The following is a 21902-nucleotide window of genomic DNA, read 5'->3' on the forward strand; positions in this document are numbered from 1 at the left end:
CGCATCCCGATGCTCTGCCAGCCCCCACTCACCTGCAAGCCAACAGACCGATAATCGAGATCTTTTGACCGAAAATAGCACTCGATTCCCGCCAGTCCGGCGCCGTCCACCGCACACGCGAAAAGGGCCCCGCAGACTCCCGCCCGCGAAGACCCTTCACACCGCCGGGACGACAGGGGTCGTCGACCATTCCCGGTCGGGAAACCGCCCCTGGTGCGACGAGCCGACCTGCGGCGGGCGAGCCGAGGCCGCACCTGCCGGCGACGTCGTGCGCAGCACCCGCCGCGACGGCCTCACGCGCCCCCGCCGTGTCCGGCAGGGCGGGGACGCCGGTGGGTCACGCGGTGCCCGCGGCGGCCGTGGCCGGGTAGTCCGGCGGGGTCGCCCAGCCCAGCAGGATCCCGGCGACGGCCGCGAGCGGCCGGTTCCGGATCTTCACCGCAAGGGTCTCCAGGAGCCGGAACAGGGTGTAATAGGCGCCCGTCAGGATCGCGGTGACCACGCTGGCCACCGCCGCCGAGTCGAAGGTGACACCGATACGGACCAGCAGGGTCAGTACGAGTCCGGCGACTATCGGTACGACCGTACGCATGAAGCTGACAAAGAGGTTCACCGGGAGAGTCCTTTCCGTGCCTCGCGGGTTCCGGGTGCCGTCAAGGGGCGGTGTCGAGATGTACGACGACCTTGCCCACGGCCGTCTCGATGGCCGCGGTGATGGACGAGACCAGGGCGGCGGGGTCGATGTTCTTGTCGAACTTCGCTATGGCGGCGGCGAGTTGGGTGATGGCCGCGTTCTGCGCCGCCTCGGTCGCCTGGACGGCCCGCAGGCGGAGGTTGGTGTCCTTGATGTAGGACCGGAGCTGCCAGTAAGGGTTGCTCTTCGCGTCGGGGGCGCCGGCCGGGGCGGCGATCAGGCCGTCCATGGTGAGTACCGCCTTCGCGGAAGCGGTGGCGATATTGGCGATGTCGGCCGCGGTGATCGGCATCTCGGTCTCCGTTCCGGCGGCCCACGTGCGCAACGCGGACTCGCTCAGGTAGCAGATGGATCGGTCGAGCGGGGTCGAGGTGAACTGCCAGAACAGCGGCGTACGGCCGGCCGGGACGGGCCGCGCGTGTGCCTCCGCCTGTGCGTAGGTCGCGGCACCGGACCAGGGGTAGGCCGGGTACCACAGCGGCGCGTCGGTGGGAGCGTGGCCGGCGGTCAGGTCGCTGCCCGAGGTGTAGACGCCGACGCGCTGGCCGGGGAACGCGGCTTGGACCGCTGTGATCCACGCCTCGGCGTAGGACAGGATCCCGGCCGCGGAGACGCCCGCGTAGTTGGCTCCGTCGGACCGGCGTTCCAGGTCGAGCCAGTGCACGAAGCCGGGCCGGGCGTGGGGTTTCACGGCGGCCACGTAGTTGGCCGCCTCGGTGGTGGCGCTCTGGTTCGGCCAGCCGAAGTGGTAGGCGCCGGGGACGAGCCCGGCGTCGATGACGGCGGTGATGTGCTGGGCGAAGCGGGTGTCGTGGGTGTGCTCGCCCTCGCTGGCCTTGGCAAAGGCGAAGACGACGCCTTCGGCCTTGCGTGCGGCCCAGTTCTGGGCTGTCTGGTACACGGAGACGTCGACGCCACGGCATGTGGCCATGTGGGCATTCCCCTTTCAGGTCGTCGTACGGCGTGAGTGGTGGCCGGGTCCGGTCGGCGGCCCCTGCGCCGGAACCGGTCGGCCTTCGCCCGTCGCGGGAACGATGGCAGGCACCCCGTGACCGGGACGTCACAGCCGTATCAACACGATGCCGTCGGGCCGGTCCCGGTCATTCCGGGCGGTCGTGCCGCTCGGGTGTCGAGGCCGAGGGCGACGGGGTACGGGCAGCGCCCGTGGCGCGGTACGGAATCATGCCCGCGAAGCGTGCCGAGGGTTCGATGCCCAGCTCCGCACGGAGCAGCCGCCGGAACGCCTCGTAGTGCCGGATCGCCTCCACGACATTGCTCTCGGCCAGATGCACGGTCACCACCGCGCAGTGGGCGCTCTCGCGGAGGGGCTCGATCGCGACGCAGGTGAGGGCGGCCTCCAGCGCGAGTGCGTAGCAGCCGCTGCGGGCATGCCGGGCGCTCAGCGATTCGAGGGCGTGCAGGCGGAGTTGGCGCAGCCGCTCGCGCTCGGAGCAGATCCACTCCTCGTCCCATCCGGGGAGGAGTTCGCCTCTCGCCAGCAGGCCGAGCGGAGGCAGCGCGTCGCCCGGATCGTGCGCGGAGCCGGTCAGGCGCAAGGCGGCCCGGGTGAAGTCGTCGACGTCGACGGACACGCCGTCCGCGAGGTACAGGGTGTCGCCGTCGCTGCCGACCGCCGGGTACCGCACCCGGCGCAGCCGCCAGAGCGTCGTACGGAGGCTGCCCTGCGCGTGCTCCTCGCTGACGTCGGGCCACAGGGTCCCGGCGACCACCGACCGGGGCGCGCGCTGGTGCAGTCCGAGATAGGCCAGCAGCCGCTGCTCGTTGGCCGGGACGGCGATGCCCCCCTCGGTGCCCTCCAGCCTGAAGGCGCCGAACAGACGCAGTCTGGCGAGCCCCGGGGGCTGTTCCGTCGTGTCTTCGTGTCTTCGTGATTGCGCGGTCAGTTCGTTCCAGGCCATCGCCGTCCCCGTCTCCCCGTGTGGCGACCGCCGGTTGAACGGCCCCCGTGTGCTCAGGCCGGCGTTCGCGCGGGTCTGAGATGACCAGCGTGGCGAGGCGGGACAGGGGCTGTCATATGCCGTTCCGCTCATCGGACCGGAAATGGGCCCCTGCCCGCCGGGTCACGGGCTGGGCGGCACGTTGGGGTACGGGAGGGTCAGGTCGTCGCCGGGAGAGAGCCCCAGGTCGTAGAAGAGTTCACGGTGGATGACCCAGGCGATGGTGTTGCGGGTGGCCTGGTCGAGGAGCGGGATCCGGTCGACCGCCGTGAGCATCTCGGCGTACAGCTGCGCGACCTTCACCCGGGTGTCGCCGGCCCGGCGCCGTGCCATCGCCCAGTTCTTCCAGTGCTGGTCGAACGCCGTGTGGACCCAGGCGGGGAGCAGCGCGGTGGGGGCGTCCCGGCGGCTGTAACCGGGCACGTCCCGCAGGAAGGAGGTCGGGCCGGCGTGCGCCGACTGGACCTGTGCGCCCGACACCCCGTACGCGCCCCGGACCGCCGACGCGTCCGCGTGCCGCTGCACCGCGAGATCCGCCGTGCCCGGCGCGCCCTGGGGACCGATCAGCCCCGCCGCCCGCGCGTCGGCCACGGCAGCCGCCGGGCCGGTGCCGCTCGGTGCCGCCGTCGGCAGGTGGGCCAGCTCGTTGCCGATCTGCGCGAACACGTCCTCGGTGGTGAGCGTGGGCTCGGTCAGGTCGAACCGGCGGGCGGCGGGCGCGGTCGGCTCCGGTGCCCGGGCGGCCGGCGCGGGTTCCTGGTCCGGCGCCCGCGGGCTCGTGCCTTCCGGTGGCGCCGGGCGCGGCTCCTGAATACGGGGCGGGGCGGTCGGCGCCGGGCTCGTTTCGGTCGGCGCGGACGAGGACGCCGCCACCCTGGTCGGGGGCAGCGCCGTGTCCGTGCCGACCATCGCCCGGTCCACCCCGACCCGCAGGGCCCACCCCCGCGTCCACGCGAGGAAGCCGCCCGGGGCGGACGGTGTCCCCGGCGGGGGCGGGGGCACCTCGGCGGCGGGGAGCCGGGGCGAGGCGGGAATCTCTTCGGGCGCGGGGGCCCGGCTCCCGGCCGTCGGGACGGATACCGCCAGCGCGGCGAGGGCGAGCGGCTCCAGATAGGTCTTCAGGGCCCGCTGGGCCCGAGCCATGTCGAAGGCCGCCTTGTTCAACCGGGCGAACGTGACCGGCCTGCCCAGCAACTGCTGGCCCTTGAGCCAGCGAAGGACATCCGGCATCGCGGAGACCATGAACGTGCAGAAGTCCCGGTCGTTGGCAGCCGCTTCGTACGCGGGCCCGAGCGCGTCCCGTCGTCCGTTCTGGAACCGGTCGAAGTTGCGGCTGAAGGCAGGGGGATTCCTGCGCCAGACGTCTTCCCTGATCTTCTCGGCGAGCTCGTGGGCCCGGTTGTGACGGGCCGTCCAGTACGCGATCCAGATGTCGTACATCTCGTCGGCCGTAAGGATGTTGTGCGGGTTCGCCGGATCGCGCGGCGACGGTCGGGGGCCGCCGGCCGGGGCCGGAGACGGGGAGGCCACCGGTATGCCGACCTTTTCGCCGCCGTTGTCGTAACTCGGCACGGCGTGAAGGCGGTTGTCGGACCCGGCCGCGCGCTCGCGCGGACGGGGACGCGGGCTCACCGGCGGTGGCACCGTCTGTCCGGGCGCCGTGTAGCGCACCGCGCGGCGTACCGCCGCCAGGACCGTGACGCTCAGCCCTTGGCCGTCCTGGGCCGACAGGCCCTCCGGCAGCGCGATGTCGGTGGGCAGGTGGTAGCGCCGTCGCATGGCCTTCGACCTCCGGGTGGGCAGGGCATCGGTTCGCTGTTCATGGCACCCGCAATCCGGCGCGCAGGCGGTAGACCGCGCTGGTGTCGTCGGCGGTGATCTCGAAGACGATGTCCGGGTGGAGTGCGCTGAGCCGGCTCAATACTCCGGCCCGGGGCCCGCTGCCCAGGCTCGCCGCGCAGATCGAGCAGACCTCCTGGTCGACGCGGATGTACACGGTCCTCCCGGCCGCGGCCTCCCGCTCGGCGGCCGTGAGGCGGGACAGGCGTGCGTCCAGCTGCTGGCCGAGCGCCTGCTCCGCGTGGCCGTGCGCCTGCGGGACGACGACGCCCTCCGGCGGCCTGATGTCGTGTGCGGGGTCGTAGGTGCCCAGGGCCCGGGGCGACCCTCCGGAGAAGCGTTCGCCGTTCAGTGCGGGAATGTCCGAGCGGGCGACCGCGATCGTTCCCTCGTACCCGGCCGCCTCCTTGGCGGTCGGTGGCACGCTCTGTTCGCCCGCCTTGGTCCGGCGGATCCGCCAGCCGGCGCGCTCCCGGGTGGAGGGTTCGCGCAGGCCCGCCTCCTCCAGGCGCCGCCGCTCGGCCTCGACCGTGGCGCGTGCCTCGCCCAGGTCCCCGCGAAGCCGATCCTGCATCGCGGGGTCGGTCGGACGCTCGGGCCGGAAGGGTCTGCGCCGTCCGCCCTGGCGTGCGTCGAGGTGTTCGGCGGCGACCGGGTCATGAGCCTCGCGAGCGCTCAGTTGCTCGTCGCTCGCGGTTTCGTACCAGTTGCTCGTCTGGCCTGCCTCCGGGTCCGTCGCGGCGGCCTCGTCGAGTTCCTGCCGGTTGGGCCGACGGGGCGGGGCCTCACCGCCGCGCTGGGCGGCCGGTGCGGCCTCCGGACGCTGCGGCCCGCCGCCGGTCCTCAACTCCCCTGGTGAAGCTCCGACTTGACCGCCGACGGACTCGGCCGCCGTCCGCTCGGCCGCGGTCTGCCCGGGTGCCGGAGGGCGCCAGGCCCGCATCTCCGTCAGAACACCCTCGAAGGCGCCGTCGCCGGCGGCCCGTCGGGCGGCGAGCCGGTCGATGTACCCCATGAGGGTGGCCTCGTCCATCCCGCGCTTCGTGCCGAGGTCGGCGACCTCCCGGACGTGCCGGAAGGCGAGTTCGAGTTCGGCGCGCTCGGCGCCGGTCAGACCTGTCACGTCGCCCAGGAGCGCGAGCAGCCGGGCGTCCTTGCGGAGTTGGGTGAACCTTCTCGCGCCGGTCCTGACCGCGTAGTACAGGCCCTTGAGCAGTGCGGTCGGGTCCCCTCCGGTGAAGGCCCGGCCGAGGGCCTGGCCGACCGCCCGCTTGAGGTCGAGTGCCGCCGCGGCGTGCGCCCGGAGCGCGGCCCTCACTTCGGGTCGCAGCCCCTCGACCGCGTCGATCCGTTCGGTGAGCGTCCTGAGCCGGGCCGCGGCGGTCTCGGCGTCCGTGGCGGCGGCGAACTCGCGCAGCGGCGCCTCCAGCGCGGCCATTCCCTTCGCCGATTGCGCCATCAGCGCGGCCACCGTGCTGTTGAGGTCGAGCGCCGCCGCCGCGACGGCGATCCCGACCCAGACGAGCGACGGCTCCTGGTCGACGAACGACAGCCGGTACTCGACGGCCTGCTGCCGGTACTCGTCGATCGCCTCCACGGCCTGGTAGGTGCTCAGCGCCGTGTTCGCGAGCAGCGCCGCCGCGGCGACCCAGCCGCCGCCGGGCACGAGTGCCGCGAGGACCAGGGCGAGGATGCCGAGGACGACGGCCGAGAAGATGTGCGCGGACGGCTTGTGGTCGCGGATGATCCAGGCGTAGATGGTGTCGTCCTGCACGCCCTGGTGTTTCCTCGCCGCCTCGATGAGGTTCGGCTCGCTGAAGACGCGTTCGGGGTCCTGCTTGAACTCCGCTCGGGCCTTCGCCGTGTCCGACAGCCGCTTCTGGACGAGGTCGAGCAGGTAGCGCTGGGCGGCCTGCGCGTCGAGTCCGGTGAGTTTCCTGCGGTCGGTGTCCCGGCCGAGCCGCTTGGGGTCTACGAGCGGGTCGCCGCCGGAGCCGGTCACCACCGCCTGTTCGGCCGAGGCCCAGGAAGCGTCGGATTCCACGATGAGGCGGTCGGCGGCTTCCGCGTTGGCCTTCAGCTGCTGGAGCGGCAGCGCGTCGGCACTCTGCTCCAGCAGCTTCTCGGCGAGCGACCGCTGCGTGGCGGCGTTCGCGTAGTCGCCGGCGGCCGTGGTTCTGGCGATGCCGGCGAGCATCTTCTCGACGGTGCGGATGTTTTGGAGCCTGACGCGTTCCTCGTGGAGGGTGTGGTCGTAGTGGGCGAGGATGTCGGTGCCGAGGGTGGCCGCCTCGTTCCGGAAGCGGATCCGGTAGGCCTCCATCGCGTCGAGGAACGCCCGCTCGTGGGGGAACCGGTGGCGTGCCAGCGCGGCCGTCAACCTGCCCTCCGCGTCGATCAGTTCGCCCAGGAGGGCGGCGCCCTCGACGGAGGAAGCGGCCTCGTCGGCGTACGCGGTGCTCGCTCTCAGTTCGTTCCTTCGGGCCCAGAGGAGGTACAGGTCCTCGCACCCGAAGAGCGTGCTCGCCGCCTCGTCGGTGTGGCGGGCGTCCGACCCGTGTTTCCGCTCGGCTTCGAGGTACCGGTCCACGGAGGCGTGCAGTGCGGCCCAGTCGTCCGTCGTCGAGTCGACCCGGGCCAGGTAGTCCTTGCGCTGGGCCTCGGTCAGACCGGTCAGCTTCCGCGCGAGGCGGACTACGGTCCCGTAGTCCTTCGGGGTGATCGGCCGACCGCCCGCGAACAGGATCTTCCTGATGTCGTCGGGCAGGGCGGCGATGTCCCGGCGCAGGCCGTGCTCGTGCAGGACGTCGGCGCGGGCCGCGAGCCAGCGGGCCCGCAGGACTTCGTCCTCGGGGCCGGTGCCGAGCTTCGCGTCGGGCGCGAGAGCGTTGTCCCGGCGCAACCGGTCGTCCGCCGCCGCGTTGATCTCGGCCCGCTCCGCCTCGGACAGCCGGTCCATCGCGGTCTGCGTGACGTCGGTGACGTGCAGTTCGATGAAACCTCGGTCGACGTCCTGGACGGTCGCCGACCGTCCGCGCGGGTTCTGCCAGTGCCACAGGGGCAGCCGCCGGTTCACCTCTGGTTCGTCGGTGGCCCGGTAGTACTGCCGGACGAACTCACGCAGCAGCTCCGGCGGTGACATCACCCCTTTCACCCGCAGCCGGAACGTCCGCGCCCGCCGCCGGGCCGGGGTCCGCGCGCCCTCGCGCACCGGGACCGCGACCGGGTGACCGTGGTCGTCGTAGGAGGGAACGGCGTATCCCCCGGCGCCGTCCCGGCCCGGTTCGTACGGATCCCGGATCTCCAGCGGCGTGGCGCCGCGGTGACCGTGCCGGTCGGCCAGCAGGCGTTCGGCCTCGGTCAGCCGGGCCGTGACCGCGCGGGTCAACGCCCGTCCTGCCGCCTCCAGTTGGTCGTCGGTGGGCACCCCGACGATCCGCAGGGTGATCGGAACGTGGCAGTCGATCCGCATGGCGCCGGCTCAGCCCGCGGTGTAGGCGAGTTGGACGGTGGCGAGGCTGGTGGCGCCGACCACCTGGATGGCCGAACCGGTGGCCACGACACAGTAGCGGTACGTCTGCGGATCGACGGCGGCGAACGCCGCATCGACGGGCACGGTGATGTCGTACGGGTTGGTGATGGCGGACGTCGCCGTACCGATCACGGCCAGCTTGTCGGGAGCGGCGCTCGCGTTCGCCAGCGGGGCCCTGGTCAGGGCGATGCTGAAGGCGGCCGGAGTGCCGAACCAGAGGCCGACCGCGCGGAACGAGACCAGCCTGACGTTCGCCGGCAGGCTGAGGCCCATCACCGCGACGCTGTCGGGGCCGTTGACGGACGGGTACGCCGCCCCGCTCTCGTCGTACAGCCAGCCGTCGCCCGAGCCCGGCAGCGATACGAGGTCGAGGCCGGGCGTGAGCAGTTGCTGGCCGGTCGGCACTCCGACGGGCTGGGCGAGCGCGGTGTCGATCTCGGTGACCACGGCCGCCGCCTGGTGGAGGTCGCTCGCGATCGCGTCGAACCGCACGTTGAAGCCGTTCGGGCCGTCGGCGGTGATGCGGCTGACGTTGTCGATCCAGTCGGTGGGCTTGAACGTGGGGGTGTAGCTGAGGTCGGTCACAGGTGTCCCTTCCCGGTCAGGACGGCGAGGCGAAGGTGAGGTGGACGGCCTCGATCGACATGCCGCCGAAGAGGACGGTCTCGAAGGTCGCCGTGAGGACGTAGCGGAAGACGCTGGTGTCGATCAGGGCGCGTGGCGCCGAGACCGGTATCTGGAGGTCGAAGGGTCCGACGGACGTGAAGTCGTCGTTGACCGCCAGCGGTTCGGGGGCCGGGGCCGGGACGACGAGCCGAATCGGTGTGCGCGCCAGCGAGACGGCACCGCCGACGCCGTGGGAGGAGCCTCTCTGCATGTCGCCCACGACCCGTACCGAGGTCAGCCGAAGCCCGTGGGGCAGGGTGAGGTTGGCCACCCCGGTCATGGCGAGGGAGTTGGCGTGGGCCACGCCGTTCCTGTCGTAACTCCACGCGCCCCCCGACAGGAGTCCGGTGGGCCGGAGGGACGGTGTGAAACTGAGCCGCTGCGGCTGCGGGGGCGGCACGGCGTTCGTCGCGTCGATCGCCGTGCCGATGTCGGTGACCGCGGTGGACAGGTGGCCCAGGTCGCTCGCGATCGCGTTGAAGCGCACGTTGAACCCGTTCGGACCCGCTGCCTCCACCCGGTCCTTGCGGTCCTCCCAGAAGACATGGCGGAACGTCGGGGTGTAGCTGATGTCGGCCACGTTGACTCCTAGCTGCTCGTGTAGGCGATCTGGAAGGCGGCGAGAGTGACCGTGGTCCCGGAATTGATCAGGGAGGCCTGGACGAGGTAGCGGTACGTCGCCGTCGCGGTCACGGCCTTCGACAGGTCCACGTCCGCGGACCTGTCGAAGGGGTCGGTGTCGCCGCTGACCGTCGCCAGCACCTCCGGAGTGCCGCCGGGGATCTTGACCCGGGCGAGGGAGACGGCCAGACCCACCACGTTGACGCCGACCTGGCCCATGACACGGAACGAGGTCAACTGGACGTTGTCGGGAAGCGTCACCTCCATCTGCCCGTACACGTCCTCGTCCTGTGCCTGGGCCGCGCCGCCGGGGGTGATCCTCCAGCCGACGCTGCCCCCGTCGGCGCTCGTCAGCATCGGCGCCAGGGTGAGCACATGCCCGACCGGTCCCGTGCCGCGTCGGTCCACGGCGGCGTCGATCTGGGCGACGACGGTGGACAGTTGGCGCAGGTCGTTCTCGATGGCGGCGAACCGGGCGTTGAATCCGTTCGGTTCGTCGGCCCTGACCCGGTCGCCGTCGGGGCCGTCCACGAACTCCTTGTGGACGAAGGTGGGTTGGAACACGATGTCAGCCATCGGCGGGCCTCCTGGCTCGGGGCGGCAGTGGGCCGCGGACACGGAACCTCGGGTAGGTGTAGTCGGGGTTCGCCAGCGAGAGGTCACCCTGGAGTTCGACCACATGGGCGCGGATCGCGGCGGTGTTGACCTCCACACCGACCGGATGCAGCACATTGAGGACGTTCATGATCAGGTCGTGCTGGTCCTTGGTGATGACCGTCGCCGGGGTGTCCGCCTCCGGCCGCAGCCGCACCTGGAAGGTGTACGGGACCGCCTGCCCGCCGATCAGGTAGCTCGCCTGCACCCAGGCCATGCCGGCCGCGTCGGCCTGCAGGGTGACGGTCTGCCGGGTGCTGGACGCCACGGTGATCGCGGCGTCGTCGTAGGTCCCCGACGCCCAGCCCAGGCGCGGTCCCTCGCCGGGGAACTGGCCGACGAGACCGGCGAGGGCGGCGGGCGGCGGGGTTGCGGTGAGGTCCATGGTGGCGCCCTCGTCCAGTTCGATGACGGCGCCCTGCTCGGTGCCGGAGGGCCCGCGCACCTCGACGAGCTGCCCGGGGGCCTGGCGCACCTCCAGGGCGTCGCCGCTGTTCAGGAGATACCCGAAGCCGACCGCGAACGCGGGCCCGGCCAGCGCTCCGGGGTCCAGGGAGCCGTGCCGCAGGACGAGCCGGCGCCCTGCGGCGGCGGCCGGGTCGGGAGGGTCTCCGGTGGCGTCGAAGCCGGCGGTGACCGTGAGGCGTCCCGTGACCGACCGGCGTGCCAGTTCGGCGAGCAGGGCGTCCAGGAGCTCGGCCACGGCCGGCTGCATCAGGTGGGCGCCGTCGCCGCCGTAGTCGACCCGGGGGTCGTCGTGGCGGACCAGGAACGCCGGGTCGAAGTAGGTTCCCGGGCGCTCCACGCTCGACGCGGGCACGCCGCGCGTTCCGTCCGCGGCGATCGTGGCGCCGTCGTCCAGACCGGCCAGGCCGACCCGCAGGGTGCGGGTCGCCGACGCCGAGACCGTGTGTCTGCCCCGGGCCACATCGGCCTTGACGATCAACTGGCCGGGGGCGGTGGCGTCCAGAGTCGCGGTCCGGTGCCGGGAGCCGGCCCCGCTCTCCGGCGACAACAGGCCTCGCCCTGAACCTCCGGGCACCACCAGCCAGTTGACGAACGCGTCCGCGGGCGGCGCCGGACGCAGGGACAGGGTCACGAGGGTGCCCGGGTCCAGGTCGGTCGGGTTCGGAGTGACGGGGGCGGCGACCGCGGCGGGGTCCGTCGGGGCAGCGCCGCCGGAAGGAACGGCAGTCGGGACGACCGGGACGGGAGTGACGTCGATCCTGAAGTAGTCGCCTTGCGCTGTGGCCGCGTAGACCTCCCCCGCTCCGCCCCGGTAGGTGACGTGGTCGAAGCCCGCCCGGTGGGCCAGCGCCGCGAGTCGCCCCGGGGGCACCGAACTGTGGCGGAGGAGCACCGCCCGGCCTGTTGCCCGCAGGTCGTCCGCCAGGGGGTCGTAGGCGGCGTCGACCAGCAGGCGGCCGGGCGGTGCGGTCTCGGCACCTGCCAGGGTGACCAGCCGGTCGAGACGCTCGGCGACCCCGACCTGGACCAGGTGCGGGTCGGCGGGGGCCGGCGCCGGGGTGAAGTCCACCCCGGCGTGGTCGTACCGGAACAGGTAGGCCGGGTCGAAGGTGTCCTCCTGGGCGGCGGTGCCCACCACGCTCGACTCGGTCGTACGGCGCCGTCCGGTCGCGTCGATGCTCTCGCCGGGCAGCAGGGCGTACGGCCGGATGTGCACGAGCCGGGTGCCGCGGACCAGGGTGGCGTTCGTGTCGTCGACCACCAGGGCGTCGGGCTGCCCGCCGATCGGTCCGGCGAGCCGGTTGAGGAGGGCGGTGAGGTTCGCCGGGGTCGGCAGGGTCCAGCGGCGGAACAGTTCGAGCCGGCGGCGGTAGTGGTCGTCGTCCTCGCCGAGGGCGGGTGCGAAGCCCGTCCTCGGCACAGAACTGATCCGTACCTCGTCGACGACCCCGCGAAAGCCGCCGCCGGCCGCGCCGATGCACAGCGGGGCCGTGTTCGCCACCGCGCCGAGCGGGTACAGGAACCGCCAGTCCCGCAGTCGGCCGTCGAGGAACAGCTTCACCCGGCCGCTGGTGCGGTCGAGCACCGCCGCCATGTGCGTGAACGCGTCGGTCGGCAGACTGGTGTCCGCGAACAGGGTCACGTCGTGGTCCGGGTCGCCGTCGCTGATCGTGAACCGTACGTTGCGCGGGAGCCCGCGTCCGAAGTCGCCTATCGCGAACTCCCAGCCCGGGCCCCGCTTTTTGCCGGGGTCGGGGCGGCGGCCGAGCACCGGCCCGTCGTGGGCGCGGGGGTCGGCATCCGGATCGGGGGCGGGGGCGGGGTCGGGGCGGACGAAGCACTCGAAGGTCGCGTCGTCCCACTCGCCGATGTCGAACGTGGTGTCGGTGTCGGCCACGATCACCGCGTCGGCGGACCGGAAGCCCATCGCCCGCCCGTACCGGCCGGGGAGACCGACCTGCACCGGGCCCTGGAGCACCCCGTGATGCGCGGTCCGGCCCAGGTACGCGGCGGTCGCGTCCGCCACCTGTGGGGTGGCCCCGGCGTCGTCGTCGAGGTGGTAGAGCGCCACGGTGTCGGTGTCGAAGCCGTACGCCAGCGCGGGGAAGCGCGGTACGCCGAGGTCGGCGCCGATCAGGTCGAGACTCAGGCCCAGGGCGGACGGCAGGTGCCGTTGGGCGAGGGTCGTGGCCGCGTGCCGCCGCAGCCGGTCGCGTTCGGCGCCGGTCACCCACAGCAGCTTGGCCGTGGTGCCGAGCAGCGCGGTCAGCGTCCAGCAGTCCTGGGGCCGGTTGTCGAACGGTGACGTGCCCATGGTGAGCAGGAGCAGCCGGGCGGTCGCGGTCACGGGTCGTTCCAGCAGGAACGAGGTGCCGGTGACCGTGCCGGCCGGCACGGTCACCGAGGTGTCCACCGCACGCGCGCCCGGCTCCTCGTAGGTGATCGTCACCGTGATGTCGACGTCGATGTCCCGGGTCGTGGCGAGGACGTAGCGCGGCTCGGGCGGTACGCCGAAGCGGGCCTCGTGGTCGGCGAAGTCGTAGCTCTCCACCGCGGCCTGGGAGCTGTTGAAGGGCAGCAGGCGAAGGTCGAGGACGTCCGCGCCGCGGGCGAACGGTGTGGTGAGCCGACGCGCCATCGTGGTGGCGGCGAGCACGGGTGCCGGGGTGAGCTCCTCGGTGGTCATCCGGTCACCACCGTCACGTCGAAGGCCTCGCCGTCGACCACGAAGGTCGCCAGTTCGGTCGGGCCCATCACCAGGTTCTCGCCCACGGCGCCCTCCGCGAGCACCCGTTGGAAGGGCACGTCGCCGAAGGTGATCCGGCCGAACGCGGCCGGTGCCCTGCGCAGATGCAGCCCCTGGACGTCGAGCACGCCCGGCTGTTCGACGAACGCGCTGACCACCTGCGCGTACAGGACGTCGCCGCCCAGGCGCAGTGCCCCGATGTCCGTCGCCAGCCGGCGGCGCACCGCGGAGAGCAGGGCGACACCGTCCGAGCCGGGCGCGATCACGAGGGTGGCCCGGACCCCGACCTCGATGTGGTCGGCCTCGACGATGTTGGCGTGGATGCCGATCGGCCGTACCGCGTCGACCGCCGCGCCGACCCGCTCGAAGATGCCGGGCACGGAGCCGGTGGTGTGCCACGGCCAGCGGAAGTCGTGCGCGACCACGACGGTGAAGAAGTACTGCTGTCCGACGCGGCGTTCGCTGCTGAACGCCCGCTGGTCGAAGTGGAACAGGTCGAAGTAGCTCTGCGACACGTCGACTCCGCCGAGCGGGTCGGACAGGACGACGTCGAGGACGCCGCGGACGCCCTGGGCCGCCTGCGCCACGGCTTCGACCGTCCAGAGGTTGCGGGCGATCCCGAGCAGCCGGCCGCGGTAGGTCCCGTCCGGTTCCTCCTCGGTGCCGTCGGTCGTCGCGGCCTCGTTGGTCACCTTGAAGTCCGCGGCCCCGAGGTCGGTCAGGTAGACGGACCGGTAGGTCGGGTCGATGGCGGTGATCTTGTCGGCTTCGACGTCGCCGTCGGGTCCCGGCTCGAACGCCACCACGCCGACGTCCGCGGTGGGGGTGTCGCGGCTGTCGAGCACGACCGGCGCCACCGTGCCGAACGACTGGGCGGGGAGGCCGGGTTGGGCGGCGGTCACCAGGATCGCCCCCTGGGGCAGGACGTAACTCCGGCCCTCCACCCCGTTGTTCAGTGTGACGGTGACCGTGCCGGTGCTCGCCAGCGGCGCGCGCTCCAGGCCGGTGTCCTCGCCGAGCAGGTCGAGGGCGTCACCGACCGCCGTGGACATGAAGTTGGCGTAGTAGAGGTCCTCCAGCCGTTTCCACAGCTCGCCGTCCTCGGCGGCGGCCGTCTCCAGGATCTTGCGCAGTGCGCTGGTACTGGTCAGGTCCGCCCCGGGGAACGCCGCCCTGGCCCGGTCGAAGGACTCGCTGAGAATCACGTCGACGGGCTTGAGGACGAACCCGTCGGCAGTCACCCCGTAGTCGGTCACGGTCGTCATACCTCCACGTTCACGCGCAGCGTGACCGGAACCTCGGCCACCGTCTCCAGGTCGGCCTCGACCGTCCACGCGCGGCGGACCTGTGCGGCGCGCGCCTGTGCCATGGCGCCGGGACCGGCGGCCAGGCGTTCGGGATCGTCGTCGAAGGTGACCTGTCTGACCTCGCTGACCCGCGGGTCGGTGCCCAGCGTGCCGACCAGGTTCAGCTTCAGGAGCTGCTTGACGACGCGGGTGCCGTTCGGTTCGGTGAACGCCTGGGTGACGTCCAGGCCGTAGCCCGTGTTGAACCGGTCGGAGCCGAAGGGCGTCAGGACCCGCAGGGTCAGCGCCTGGGTGAGATTGGCGATCCCGGTCAGCTCGGCCAGGTCCCCGCCGTCGAGTACGAGGTCCCCGTCGTCCACGCGCAGGCCGCGCCCGAACGGGTCCGGGGACGTCGGCGTTGTCATGTTGCCTCCAATTTCGTCTGGCCGGCCGAGACGACCCGCCAGGGCGTGGCCGTCAGGGTCGGTCCCTGTGCGGTCTCCAGTGCCACCGGTTCGCCCCCGACCTTCAGCGTCGTGGCGAGGCCGGTGTCGATGGAGGCGACCGCGCCGCACGGTGGTTTGTTCGGGCAGGCCGGGACGGTCGCGGTGAGCAGGTCGGCGCGGGTGAGGACGGGTTGGCCGTCCACGGTGAGCAGGTGTCCGGCGGGCACGATCAACAGCGGTGCGCCGTGCGGGCATTGGAGCGTGGACGCGGCGGTGAGAACGGCGGCCATCACGACACCGCCACGGCGGAACCGTCGAGGGCCAGGCCGACCGTGCCGTTGGTCAGCCGGATCGGCTGGTCCTTGGTGGTGATGGTGACCGCGCCGTCGGCGCCGACCGTGATGGTCGTACCGCTGTGGTGCTCGATGGTGATCGTGTCGTCGTCCGGCGGCTTGGGACGGGTGCCCACTTCGGGCAGCAGGTCCTTGCCGACCACGATGTGCAGGCCGGTCGTCTGGATGATCCGGTGGCCGCCCGCGTCGGTGAGGTCGTTGGCGCCGGGGCCGGCCGGCCGTCCGTCGTCGCCGAGTGCGGTGGGCAGCGCCAGCCAGTAGTCGCCGGGCTCGTTGGCCGGGCGCCGCGTCGCCGGGTTGTCCGGCCAGAGGAACCCGGCCAGGACGGCGTCGTTGACGGCGCCCCGGTTGTGGGCGAGGAGGGCGCGCATGCCGGGGTACACCGGCACGACCAGGCCCGTGCGGTCGAACGCGAACACCGAGGCGATCGGTTTCTCGTGCATGCTCGCGCCGGTGTCGACGGGGCTGGCCACGCTGGGCGCGACCACTCCGGGGTCGGGGACCTGGGCGTAGTGCAGGGACGCGAGGTGCTTGCCGGCGCCGGCGGCGTACTCGGTGACCTCGCCGACGTCGACGGCCGGGTGGTCGTCGCGAGCCCGGTCCACCATCCCCCGCACGCGGTCCACCACGACCTGGACACCGGTGGTGACCTGGGCCCGTTCGCCGGCGGCTGCCGCGATCAGGCCGAGGTCCGCGGTGTATCCGCCGGAGGTGGTGAACCGGTGCACCACCCGGGTCAGCCGCAGGGTGCCGTCGGGCACCCCGGACAGTCCGGTGATCTTCGCGACCTGGCCGACCCGCAGCCGCGGATGCCCGAGCACGGCCAGGTTCACGGTGGCCCGCACCGGCGGCGCCAACACCCCGTCGGTGTCCTCTCCGTACGAGCTGTCCAGCCACACGATGTTGGTGTCGGGGTCGAGCGCCACCGGCGCCGTGTCCCGCGCGGCGCCGACCGCCGCACCGAGGTAGACCGTGCCGTCGCGGACCACCAGCGGCGCGTTGCCCCGTTCGGCCAGGGTGCGCAGCGCGTCCAGGGTGGACCCGCTGCGCACGGTGAAGCCGCTCAGGTCTCCCGGCAGGGTCGACCCCGCCGCGACCGGCACGTCCGCCTTCTTCAGCAGGTTGAAGGCGAACAGCTGCGCGCTCGTGCCGGCCGGGCTGCCGACGGCCACCGGCTTGTTGCGCAGCAGGTAACCGCCCTGCTCCTGCCCGTACAGCACCGTGCGTGCGTAGCCGTCCTGGCCGACGGTGCCGGAGATCCTGGTGACCCGCCCCACGAGGACGCGGCCGGCGTCGCCCGTCGTGGTGGACGGGTCGTCGAAGTACCCGAGCCGGATGGAGACGTTGAGCGCCGTCCGCGCCTGGACCGCGCGGATCATGCCGATCACGTCGGTCGGCAGGTTGATGAGCGTGACCTCGAACGTGTCGGTGGCGGCGCCCTCCGTCATCGTGACGGTGATGTCGGCGTCGAGCACGAAGGAGCCGGCCAGCACGTCGTTGGACACGGTCAGCGGCAGTCCGGGCCCGCCGGGTTCCAGGGGCGCGGAGATCTCGACCTCGTACCGGATGACGAAGCTCATGTCGCCACCTCCCGGCGGGAGTTCGCCCGTTGGTTCATCGCAGGGCCACCCCTCCGACGACCCGGGAGCCGAACGAGCCGGCGCCGTTGAGATTGCGTGGGTCCAGCAGCATCGTGGGGAACGTCAGGGCCAGTTCGGCCGCGTGGTACTCCACCCCGGGCGCCAGCTTGCGCCGCAGGATGGTGGTCAGTCCGGCCGGCTCCTCGCGGTCGACCGACAGGACGAGGAACGCCCTTCGGGCCGGCAGGTCGAGCAGGTCGCCCGAGGCGTCGTCGAGGAGGTCCTCCGCCACGTTGGCGTAGAGCCGGAACCGGTAGGAGCGGACGCCGAGGGAGAGTCGGAACGCCTGCGGGAACCCGTCGGCCGGGTCGATGGGCAGGGCGAGATAGTTCAGGGCCGCCATATCCTGCCTCCTTGGTCATGACGGGGTGCGTCGCGGACTTACAACAGGCCGCCCGGGACACGGGCGATGGGACTGGCCACCGGTCCGGTGGGTACGGCCGCGGTGCCGACGGCGAGGACGAGGTCGCCGATCTCGCCGAGTACCGCGGTGGTGAGGGCCGGCGGGATCTGCTGGAGCGTGATCGACACGTCCAGCGCGTCCCGCTTGGCCACTCCCTGGGTGAAGCGGAGATCGGTGACCTGCATGTTCAGGCTGGTGGTCAGTCCCGACACCACCGGGATGCCGACCGCCGACTCTCCCCGGGCCATGGCGGCGACCAGCAGCCGCGAGGTGAGCGCGAGCGCCTCCAGGGCCTTCTTCTGCTCCAGCCGCTGCGGGCCGAGCAGGACGGCCTCGATCGCGATCGTCTTGTTCGTGGGCTGGGTGGCCTGGGAGAACCGGCTGCCCATGATCCGCTCGATGCGGTAGCCCTCGTTGATGGTCATGCTCTGCACGTACAACAGCTGCACAGGGCCCACCAGCACCGGCAGGTTCACCGCATCAGCCATCGGGTTCCTCCCCCTTCACATCCGTCGGGTCCGGCTCGTCGGCATCGGTCAGATCCGGGTCGCCAGTTCGCGGTCGAGCTGGTCGAAGACGTAACCGGCCACCCGTTGGACCTCGGTGTCCGGCAGTGTCCCCACGACCTCCACCTGGACCGGGAAGTAGTAGTTGACGACCGCGGACTCGCTCTCCGGCGAGATCACGGCCTCGCTGCCGGCCTGCGGGACGATGTACTCGCCCTCGTGCACCAGCGCGATCCCGGTGCGTTCCACCCGGCCGCCGGTCGCGAACCCCGGTACGGGGAACACGTCCTGGCCGCCGGGACCGCTCTCGACGCCGTCGGGACCCTCGTCCGGGTCGCCGTCCACGGGTTACGCCTCGACCCCGACGGAGAGCGCGAGGCAGGTGAAGCTCGCCTGCGGGACGCCGTCGATCACCACGTTGCTGGGGTTCGCCGACGTGACGACGCAGCGGGCGAACTTCATCGAGTTGAAGGCCCAGTCCGTACCCTGCTTCTCGGCCACGATGATCTGGAACTCGGTTCCCTCCGTGGCGAGTTGGGTGAGGTCGGCGACCGCGGTCGCGACCGCCGGCACGCCCATGGTGAACGTGAACGTCGCGGGCTGGCGGACGAACCCGACGTTGTCCGCCTCGACGCTGTGCAGCACGGTGTGCGGCGCGTTGAAGGTCGGGGTGAACGTCGAGATGGGGGTGATGGTGGAGTCCCCGAGTTTCACTTCGAGGCGTGTGTTCCAGTCGGCCATCAGGTGTGCCTTCCTAGTGGGATGTGGCTGGTCGAAGTTCCCTACTCGAACTTCAGGTCGATGGAGATCCGGTGCACGGCGCCCGCGTACTCGACGGCTGCCAGCACCTGCACGAGGCGCTGCACCTCGGCGGTGTGGATCCGGTTCGCCTCGTCGGTGGTGAGCGTGGCCGGGTCCTTGTCCAGGAGGGCGAGGACGGGGACGACGATCTCGAAGCTGTTGAGGACGCCGGCGTCCACGAAGGGGCTGAGCACCGCCTCCATCTGGGCGACCAGGGCGCGCAGCCCGGACCTGCTGATCCGCACGTTCCCGATCGAGCCGATGAGCTGTGCCTTGAGCAGGAAGGACAGGTGGTCGATGAAGCGGCAGACGTCGATGTACTTCTTGGGGCTGCCGGGGTTGCCGGTGTAGCCCTCGCCCATGTAGACGCCGTTGCCGGGGATGAGCGCCGGAGTTGTCAGCCAGTTGACACCGGCTCCCGTCGGGCCCGATCCGGAGACCTCCGTCGGTCCGTTCAGGGTGTCGATGTCGGTGGGGTTGAACGGCGGGCTCTCGATGTTCACCTGCTTCAGCAGCAGCGACACGAAGGGTTCGTAGCCCGCGATGGTGCCGGTCACGGCCACCGCCGCGTCCTCGTCGCTGTTGTGCGCGATGTAGACCATCCGCTCGTTGGGCAGGATCACCTTCGGGTCCGCGCTGCCCTTGGGCAGCATCGCGACACCCATGCGCTCCATCCCGTCGGCACCCGTGTCGGACACCGAGGTGACGTGGGCGGAGAGCAGGCCTATGGGGCCGTCGGGGGCCTTCGAGGTGGCGTCGATCGGGGTGTTGGCGACCACGACGAGCTGGACGTTCAGGCCGGCGACGGCCGAAAGCGCGCCCTTCCAGTCCGGCGCGGTGGCGTCGACCGGGACGCCGTAGACGAGAGTCGGGCCGGGGCTCTGCTTGAAGACCAGCGTGAGAGCCTTGCCGAGTTCCCCCGGGAAGGTCTCCTCCGCCTTGTCCGGGCTGGTGAACGCGACCGGCGTGGGCGGCACGGCCGCTGCCGCGTCCGCGGCGGCCGACTTCTTGGCCGACGCCGACGCCGAGGCCGAGGCCGACGCGGACGCGGGCGAGGTGGGGGCCGGGGTGGTCACGCGGCCCACGATCGCGATCGTGCCGAACGCGCGGACGGCCGGTGCGAACAGGTTGACGGTCGGGTCAACCCGTATATACCGAACGGGCATCAGGGTTCTCCTCCATGGCGGGGCCGGTCAGGCCGAATCGGTGGCGGATAGGGGTGAGCCGGGTCCCGGGCCGGTCGGCCCGCTCCTCGGTCGCTGTCATGACGGGCTTCCTCACGAGGCCGGCAGGAAGAGGCTGACGACGCCTTCGGCGGCACAGAGCCGTTCGACGTCCGCCGCGGCGAGCCCGTCGGGCAGGCCGTCGGCGGCGATGACGAGGGCCGTCGCGTAGGCCTCGGTGGCCTCGGCCGGGAGCCCGGCGGGGACCGGGCCGGTCAGGGGCCGGGCCGCCTCCCGTACGAGCCGGGTGGCGCGCAGCCCGCCGGCCAGGTCGAACGGGTCGACGACCACGGCCGCCAGGGTGACCGGCAGGGTGTGCGTGTTCGCCGGGTCGCCGGGGTCGAAGGGGGGTGGTGTGCGCAGCTGTATGTCCGCGACCACGTAGTGGAAGGCGTCCTTCAGCTCCTCGACCGTGCTGATTCCGTGCTCGGCGAGGAAGGCGTCGAGATCGAAGAATGTGAACCTCGCCCGGAACTCGTCGAAGGTGGCGAAGTCGTCGAACGCCCGGGCCACCACCGATTCCGCGCCGGCCGGGTCGATCTCGGCGACCAGCGTGACGTCGACGGTGGCGCGCAGGTCGATCCAGACCGGCCGGGTGGGCTCGGGCACGGTCAGGGTCAGTTCCGTACGTGTGTAGGACGGTACGAGTTGCGACCACGCCCCGTCCCGGCGGCCGGTCGGGAACAGCGGCCGTTGCAGGGCGATCTCCCGCACCCGTGCGTCGGTGATCGTGTCGAGCCGGACGGCCGACAGGTCGTAGACCGAGGCCAGCATGGTGCGGACCCGCTGGTCACCCGAGCCGTCGGTGGGCGACAGCAACGCCCCCAGAGCGACAGGGTCACTCAGTGCGAGCAGCGCCCGGTCCCCGAATGCCGACATGATTCCCCCGCTGGTAGTCCGGTCCCGGCGGGTCGTCCAGGCCCGTCCGGCGATGGCTACGTTGGCAGGGGGACCGTTACGGAGGCGTCACCGCGGCATCAGCGAGGGCTCCGGATCGCCTCCGGGCGAGCAGCCGACCGGGCAACGGGAGTACGGGCCGCCTCGGAGCTCGGACGCGGCCGTACGGCTTGAACGGTGAAGGGGCGGCCCCGGATTTCTCCGGGACCGCCCCTTCACCTACGACTCCATCGAGTCGGGACGACAGGATTTGAACCTGCGACCCCTTGACCCCCAGGAGTAGAGGTCAAGCGTATTTTATGTATATAACAGACTTAATCAGGATGGATAGCGTGCATAGCAGGCTCCGTCGTGCACCATCGCGCACACCGCCTGGTCCCCAAGCCATCCCGTAGAACCCTGCAACGTGACCCAGACCTCGCCGCGCTCTCGCCAGGCTGGCGCCGCCGCTCCGCCGACCGCTCACTCGCACAGCAGCCGCGACTTCGACCTGCCCCAATCATCGGGCCCTCTCGGCCCTGACGCGGTCATGCATCACGTCTGTCCGCCCCGATCGTGGGTGGGCGGCTGATCAGGGCTCACGACGTACCCACCGACAGAAGGGGCCCGTTGTCAGTGGTGTGGGAGAGAATCCTTGTGTGGCGACTTTCCCTGAGACCGAACGCTATATCCAGTTTCTGCGCGAGCAGTTGGCGGGCCGCAACGAGCATCACGTGTTCGAGCAGATCGTGTTTCAGATTGCGCTGCGCCAACTGAGCAGCAACATCGTGCCGGCTACCGGTCCGGTGAGTGCTGGCGGGGACCAGGGACGTGATGCCGAGTCGTACTACACGAACCTGCCACACGAGCTGCCCAGGGCGGACGGGTTCGTCGGGCGCGCCACCACGGAGCCCTGGGTCCTGGCGGCATCCGTACAGAAGGCGCCGTTGGACGGGAAGATCCACGACGACCTGAAGTCGATCTGCACTCGCGGCGAACCCGTGCGCAGGGTGGCTTTCTTTGCGGTACACGAAATCCCGGTGGCGGCACGGCACCGGCTGCAGCAACACGCGCGCGAGATACCTACGATGTCGCCCTAGTACTCCAGTTGCAGTTCGCTATTCCTGCTGGTCAGGGGTGTGTTCGTGAGTGTACTGGGCTGATGCGCCGTCAGGTGGCGGGAGTTCGTG

The 21902-nt window shown here is 71.7% G+C and carries 21 protein-coding genes and 1 pseudogene; 2 read left to right on the forward strand and 20 right to left on the reverse strand.

The genetic code is table 11. From position 1 onward, the window contains the following. Positions 1-64: 64 nt before the first annotated feature. Positions 65-244: pseudogene (locus AB0D74_RS42220) on the forward strand (CGNR zinc finger domain-containing protein); the annotation flags it as partial. Between the two features lie 93 nt (positions 245-337). Here the strand turns inward: AB0D74_RS42220 and AB0D74_RS42225 are convergent. The 20 genes from AB0D74_RS42225 to AB0D74_RS42320 form a co-directional block, all read right to left on the reverse strand. Further along, entirely contained in the window at positions 338-613 is a 276-nt protein-coding gene (locus tag AB0D74_RS42225; protein WP_362599369.1) for a hypothetical protein, read from the reverse strand. A 40-nt stretch (positions 614-653) separates the two neighbouring features. Continuing rightward, positions 654-1625 carry a glycoside hydrolase family 25 protein gene (locus AB0D74_RS42230; protein ID WP_362599325.1) on the reverse strand — a complete coding sequence of 324 codons (972 nt, stop codon included), beginning with the start codon at positions 1623-1625 and terminating at the stop codon, positions 654-656. A gap of 169 nt (positions 1626-1794) precedes the next feature. After that, positions 1795-2613 (reverse strand): BTAD domain-containing putative transcriptional regulator, encoded by an 819-nt coding sequence (locus tag AB0D74_RS42235; protein WP_362599327.1) that lies wholly within the window; start codon positions 2611-2613, stop codon positions 1795-1797. Positions 2614-2775: 162 nt separating this feature from the next. Continuing rightward, positions 2776-4431: a hypothetical protein gene (locus tag AB0D74_RS42240; protein ID WP_362599329.1), complete on the reverse strand. Its 1656-nt coding sequence runs from the start codon at positions 4429-4431 to the stop codon at positions 2776-2778. A 40-nt stretch (positions 4432-4471) separates the two neighbouring features. Next, positions 4472-7963 (reverse strand): hypothetical protein, encoded by a 3492-nt coding sequence (locus AB0D74_RS42245; RefSeq protein ID WP_362599331.1) that lies wholly within the window; start codon positions 7961-7963, stop codon positions 4472-4474. 9 nt (positions 7964-7972) lie between these two features. Then, a complete protein-coding gene (locus tag AB0D74_RS42250) occupies positions 7973-8608 on the reverse strand; it encodes a hypothetical protein (RefSeq protein WP_362599333.1) in 636 nt (211 codons plus the stop codon). 16 nt (positions 8609-8624) lie between these two features. Beyond that, positions 8625-9269 (reverse strand): hypothetical protein, encoded by a 645-nt coding sequence (locus AB0D74_RS42255; protein WP_362599335.1) that lies wholly within the window; start codon positions 9267-9269, stop codon positions 8625-8627. Positions 9270-9277: 8 nt separating this feature from the next. Next, positions 9278-9886: a hypothetical protein gene (locus AB0D74_RS42260; protein ID WP_362599337.1), complete on the reverse strand. Its 609-nt coding sequence runs from the start codon at positions 9884-9886 to the stop codon at positions 9278-9280. Continuing rightward, positions 9879-13118 carry a LamG-like jellyroll fold domain-containing protein gene (locus tag AB0D74_RS42265; RefSeq protein ID WP_362599339.1) on the reverse strand — a complete coding sequence of 1080 codons (3240 nt, stop codon included), beginning with the start codon at positions 13116-13118 and terminating at the stop codon, positions 9879-9881. Before AB0D74_RS42265 ends, AB0D74_RS42260 begins: the two co-directional genes overlap by 8 nt. Beyond that, positions 13115-14443 carry a baseplate J/gp47 family protein gene (locus AB0D74_RS42270; protein ID WP_362599341.1) on the reverse strand — a complete coding sequence of 443 codons (1329 nt, stop codon included), beginning with the start codon at positions 14441-14443 and terminating at the stop codon, positions 13115-13117. The genes AB0D74_RS42265 and AB0D74_RS42270 overlap by 4 nt, the downstream gene beginning before the upstream one ends. Continuing rightward, positions 14440-14889, reverse strand: coding sequence for a hypothetical protein (locus tag AB0D74_RS42275; RefSeq protein ID WP_362599342.1), 450 nt, complete (start codon positions 14887-14889; stop codon positions 14440-14442). Before AB0D74_RS42275 ends, AB0D74_RS42270 begins: the two co-directional genes overlap by 4 nt. Then, entirely contained in the window at positions 14886-15200 is a 315-nt protein-coding gene (locus AB0D74_RS42280) for a hypothetical protein (protein ID WP_362599344.1), read from the reverse strand. The genes AB0D74_RS42275 and AB0D74_RS42280 overlap by 4 nt, the downstream gene beginning before the upstream one ends. Then, a complete protein-coding gene (locus AB0D74_RS42285; protein ID WP_362599346.1) occupies positions 15200-16843 on the reverse strand; it encodes a hypothetical protein in 1644 nt (547 codons plus the stop codon). The genes AB0D74_RS42280 and AB0D74_RS42285 overlap by 1 nt, the downstream gene beginning before the upstream one ends. A gap of 34 nt (positions 16844-16877) precedes the next feature. Continuing rightward, the gene (locus tag AB0D74_RS42290; RefSeq protein ID WP_359218907.1) at positions 16878-17246 is read right to left on the reverse strand and encodes a hypothetical protein; all 369 of its coding nucleotides are present in this window, start codon (positions 17244-17246) and stop codon (positions 16878-16880) included. A 38-nt stretch (positions 17247-17284) separates the two neighbouring features. After that, the gene (locus AB0D74_RS42295; protein ID WP_362599348.1) at positions 17285-17794 is read right to left on the reverse strand and encodes a hypothetical protein; all 510 of its coding nucleotides are present in this window, start codon (positions 17792-17794) and stop codon (positions 17285-17287) included. A gap of 48 nt (positions 17795-17842) precedes the next feature. Next, positions 17843-18157, reverse strand: a complete 315-nt coding sequence (locus AB0D74_RS42300) for a hypothetical protein (protein ID WP_362599350.1) — start codon at positions 18155-18157, stop codon at positions 17843-17845. 3 nt (positions 18158-18160) lie between these two features. Further along, positions 18161-18553 (reverse strand): hypothetical protein, encoded by a 393-nt coding sequence (locus tag AB0D74_RS42305; protein WP_362599352.1) that lies wholly within the window; start codon positions 18551-18553, stop codon positions 18161-18163. A 41-nt stretch (positions 18554-18594) separates the two neighbouring features. Continuing rightward, positions 18595-19779, reverse strand: a complete 1185-nt coding sequence (locus AB0D74_RS42310) for a hypothetical protein (RefSeq protein WP_362599354.1) — start codon at positions 19777-19779, stop codon at positions 18595-18597. Then, entirely contained in the window at positions 19754-19879 is a 126-nt protein-coding gene (locus tag AB0D74_RS42315) for a hypothetical protein (RefSeq protein WP_362599356.1), read from the reverse strand. The genes AB0D74_RS42310 and AB0D74_RS42315 overlap by 26 nt, the downstream gene beginning before the upstream one ends. Positions 19880-19890: 11 nt before the next feature. Beyond that, positions 19891-20715, reverse strand: a complete 825-nt coding sequence (locus tag AB0D74_RS42320; protein ID WP_362599357.1) for a hypothetical protein — start codon at positions 20713-20715, stop codon at positions 19891-19893. A gap of 656 nt (positions 20716-21371) precedes the next feature. On the opposite strand from AB0D74_RS42320, the gene AB0D74_RS42325 reads away from it, so the two are divergent. Continuing rightward, positions 21372-21812 (forward strand): hypothetical protein, encoded by a 441-nt coding sequence (locus AB0D74_RS42325; RefSeq protein WP_362599359.1) that lies wholly within the window; start codon positions 21372-21374, stop codon positions 21810-21812. Positions 21813-21902 lie beyond the last annotated feature (90 nt).

The sequence above is a fragment of the Streptomyces sp. NPDC048278 genome (assembly GCF_040652195.1).
Lineage (GTDB): Bacteria > Actinomycetota > Actinomycetes > Streptomycetales > Streptomycetaceae > Streptomyces.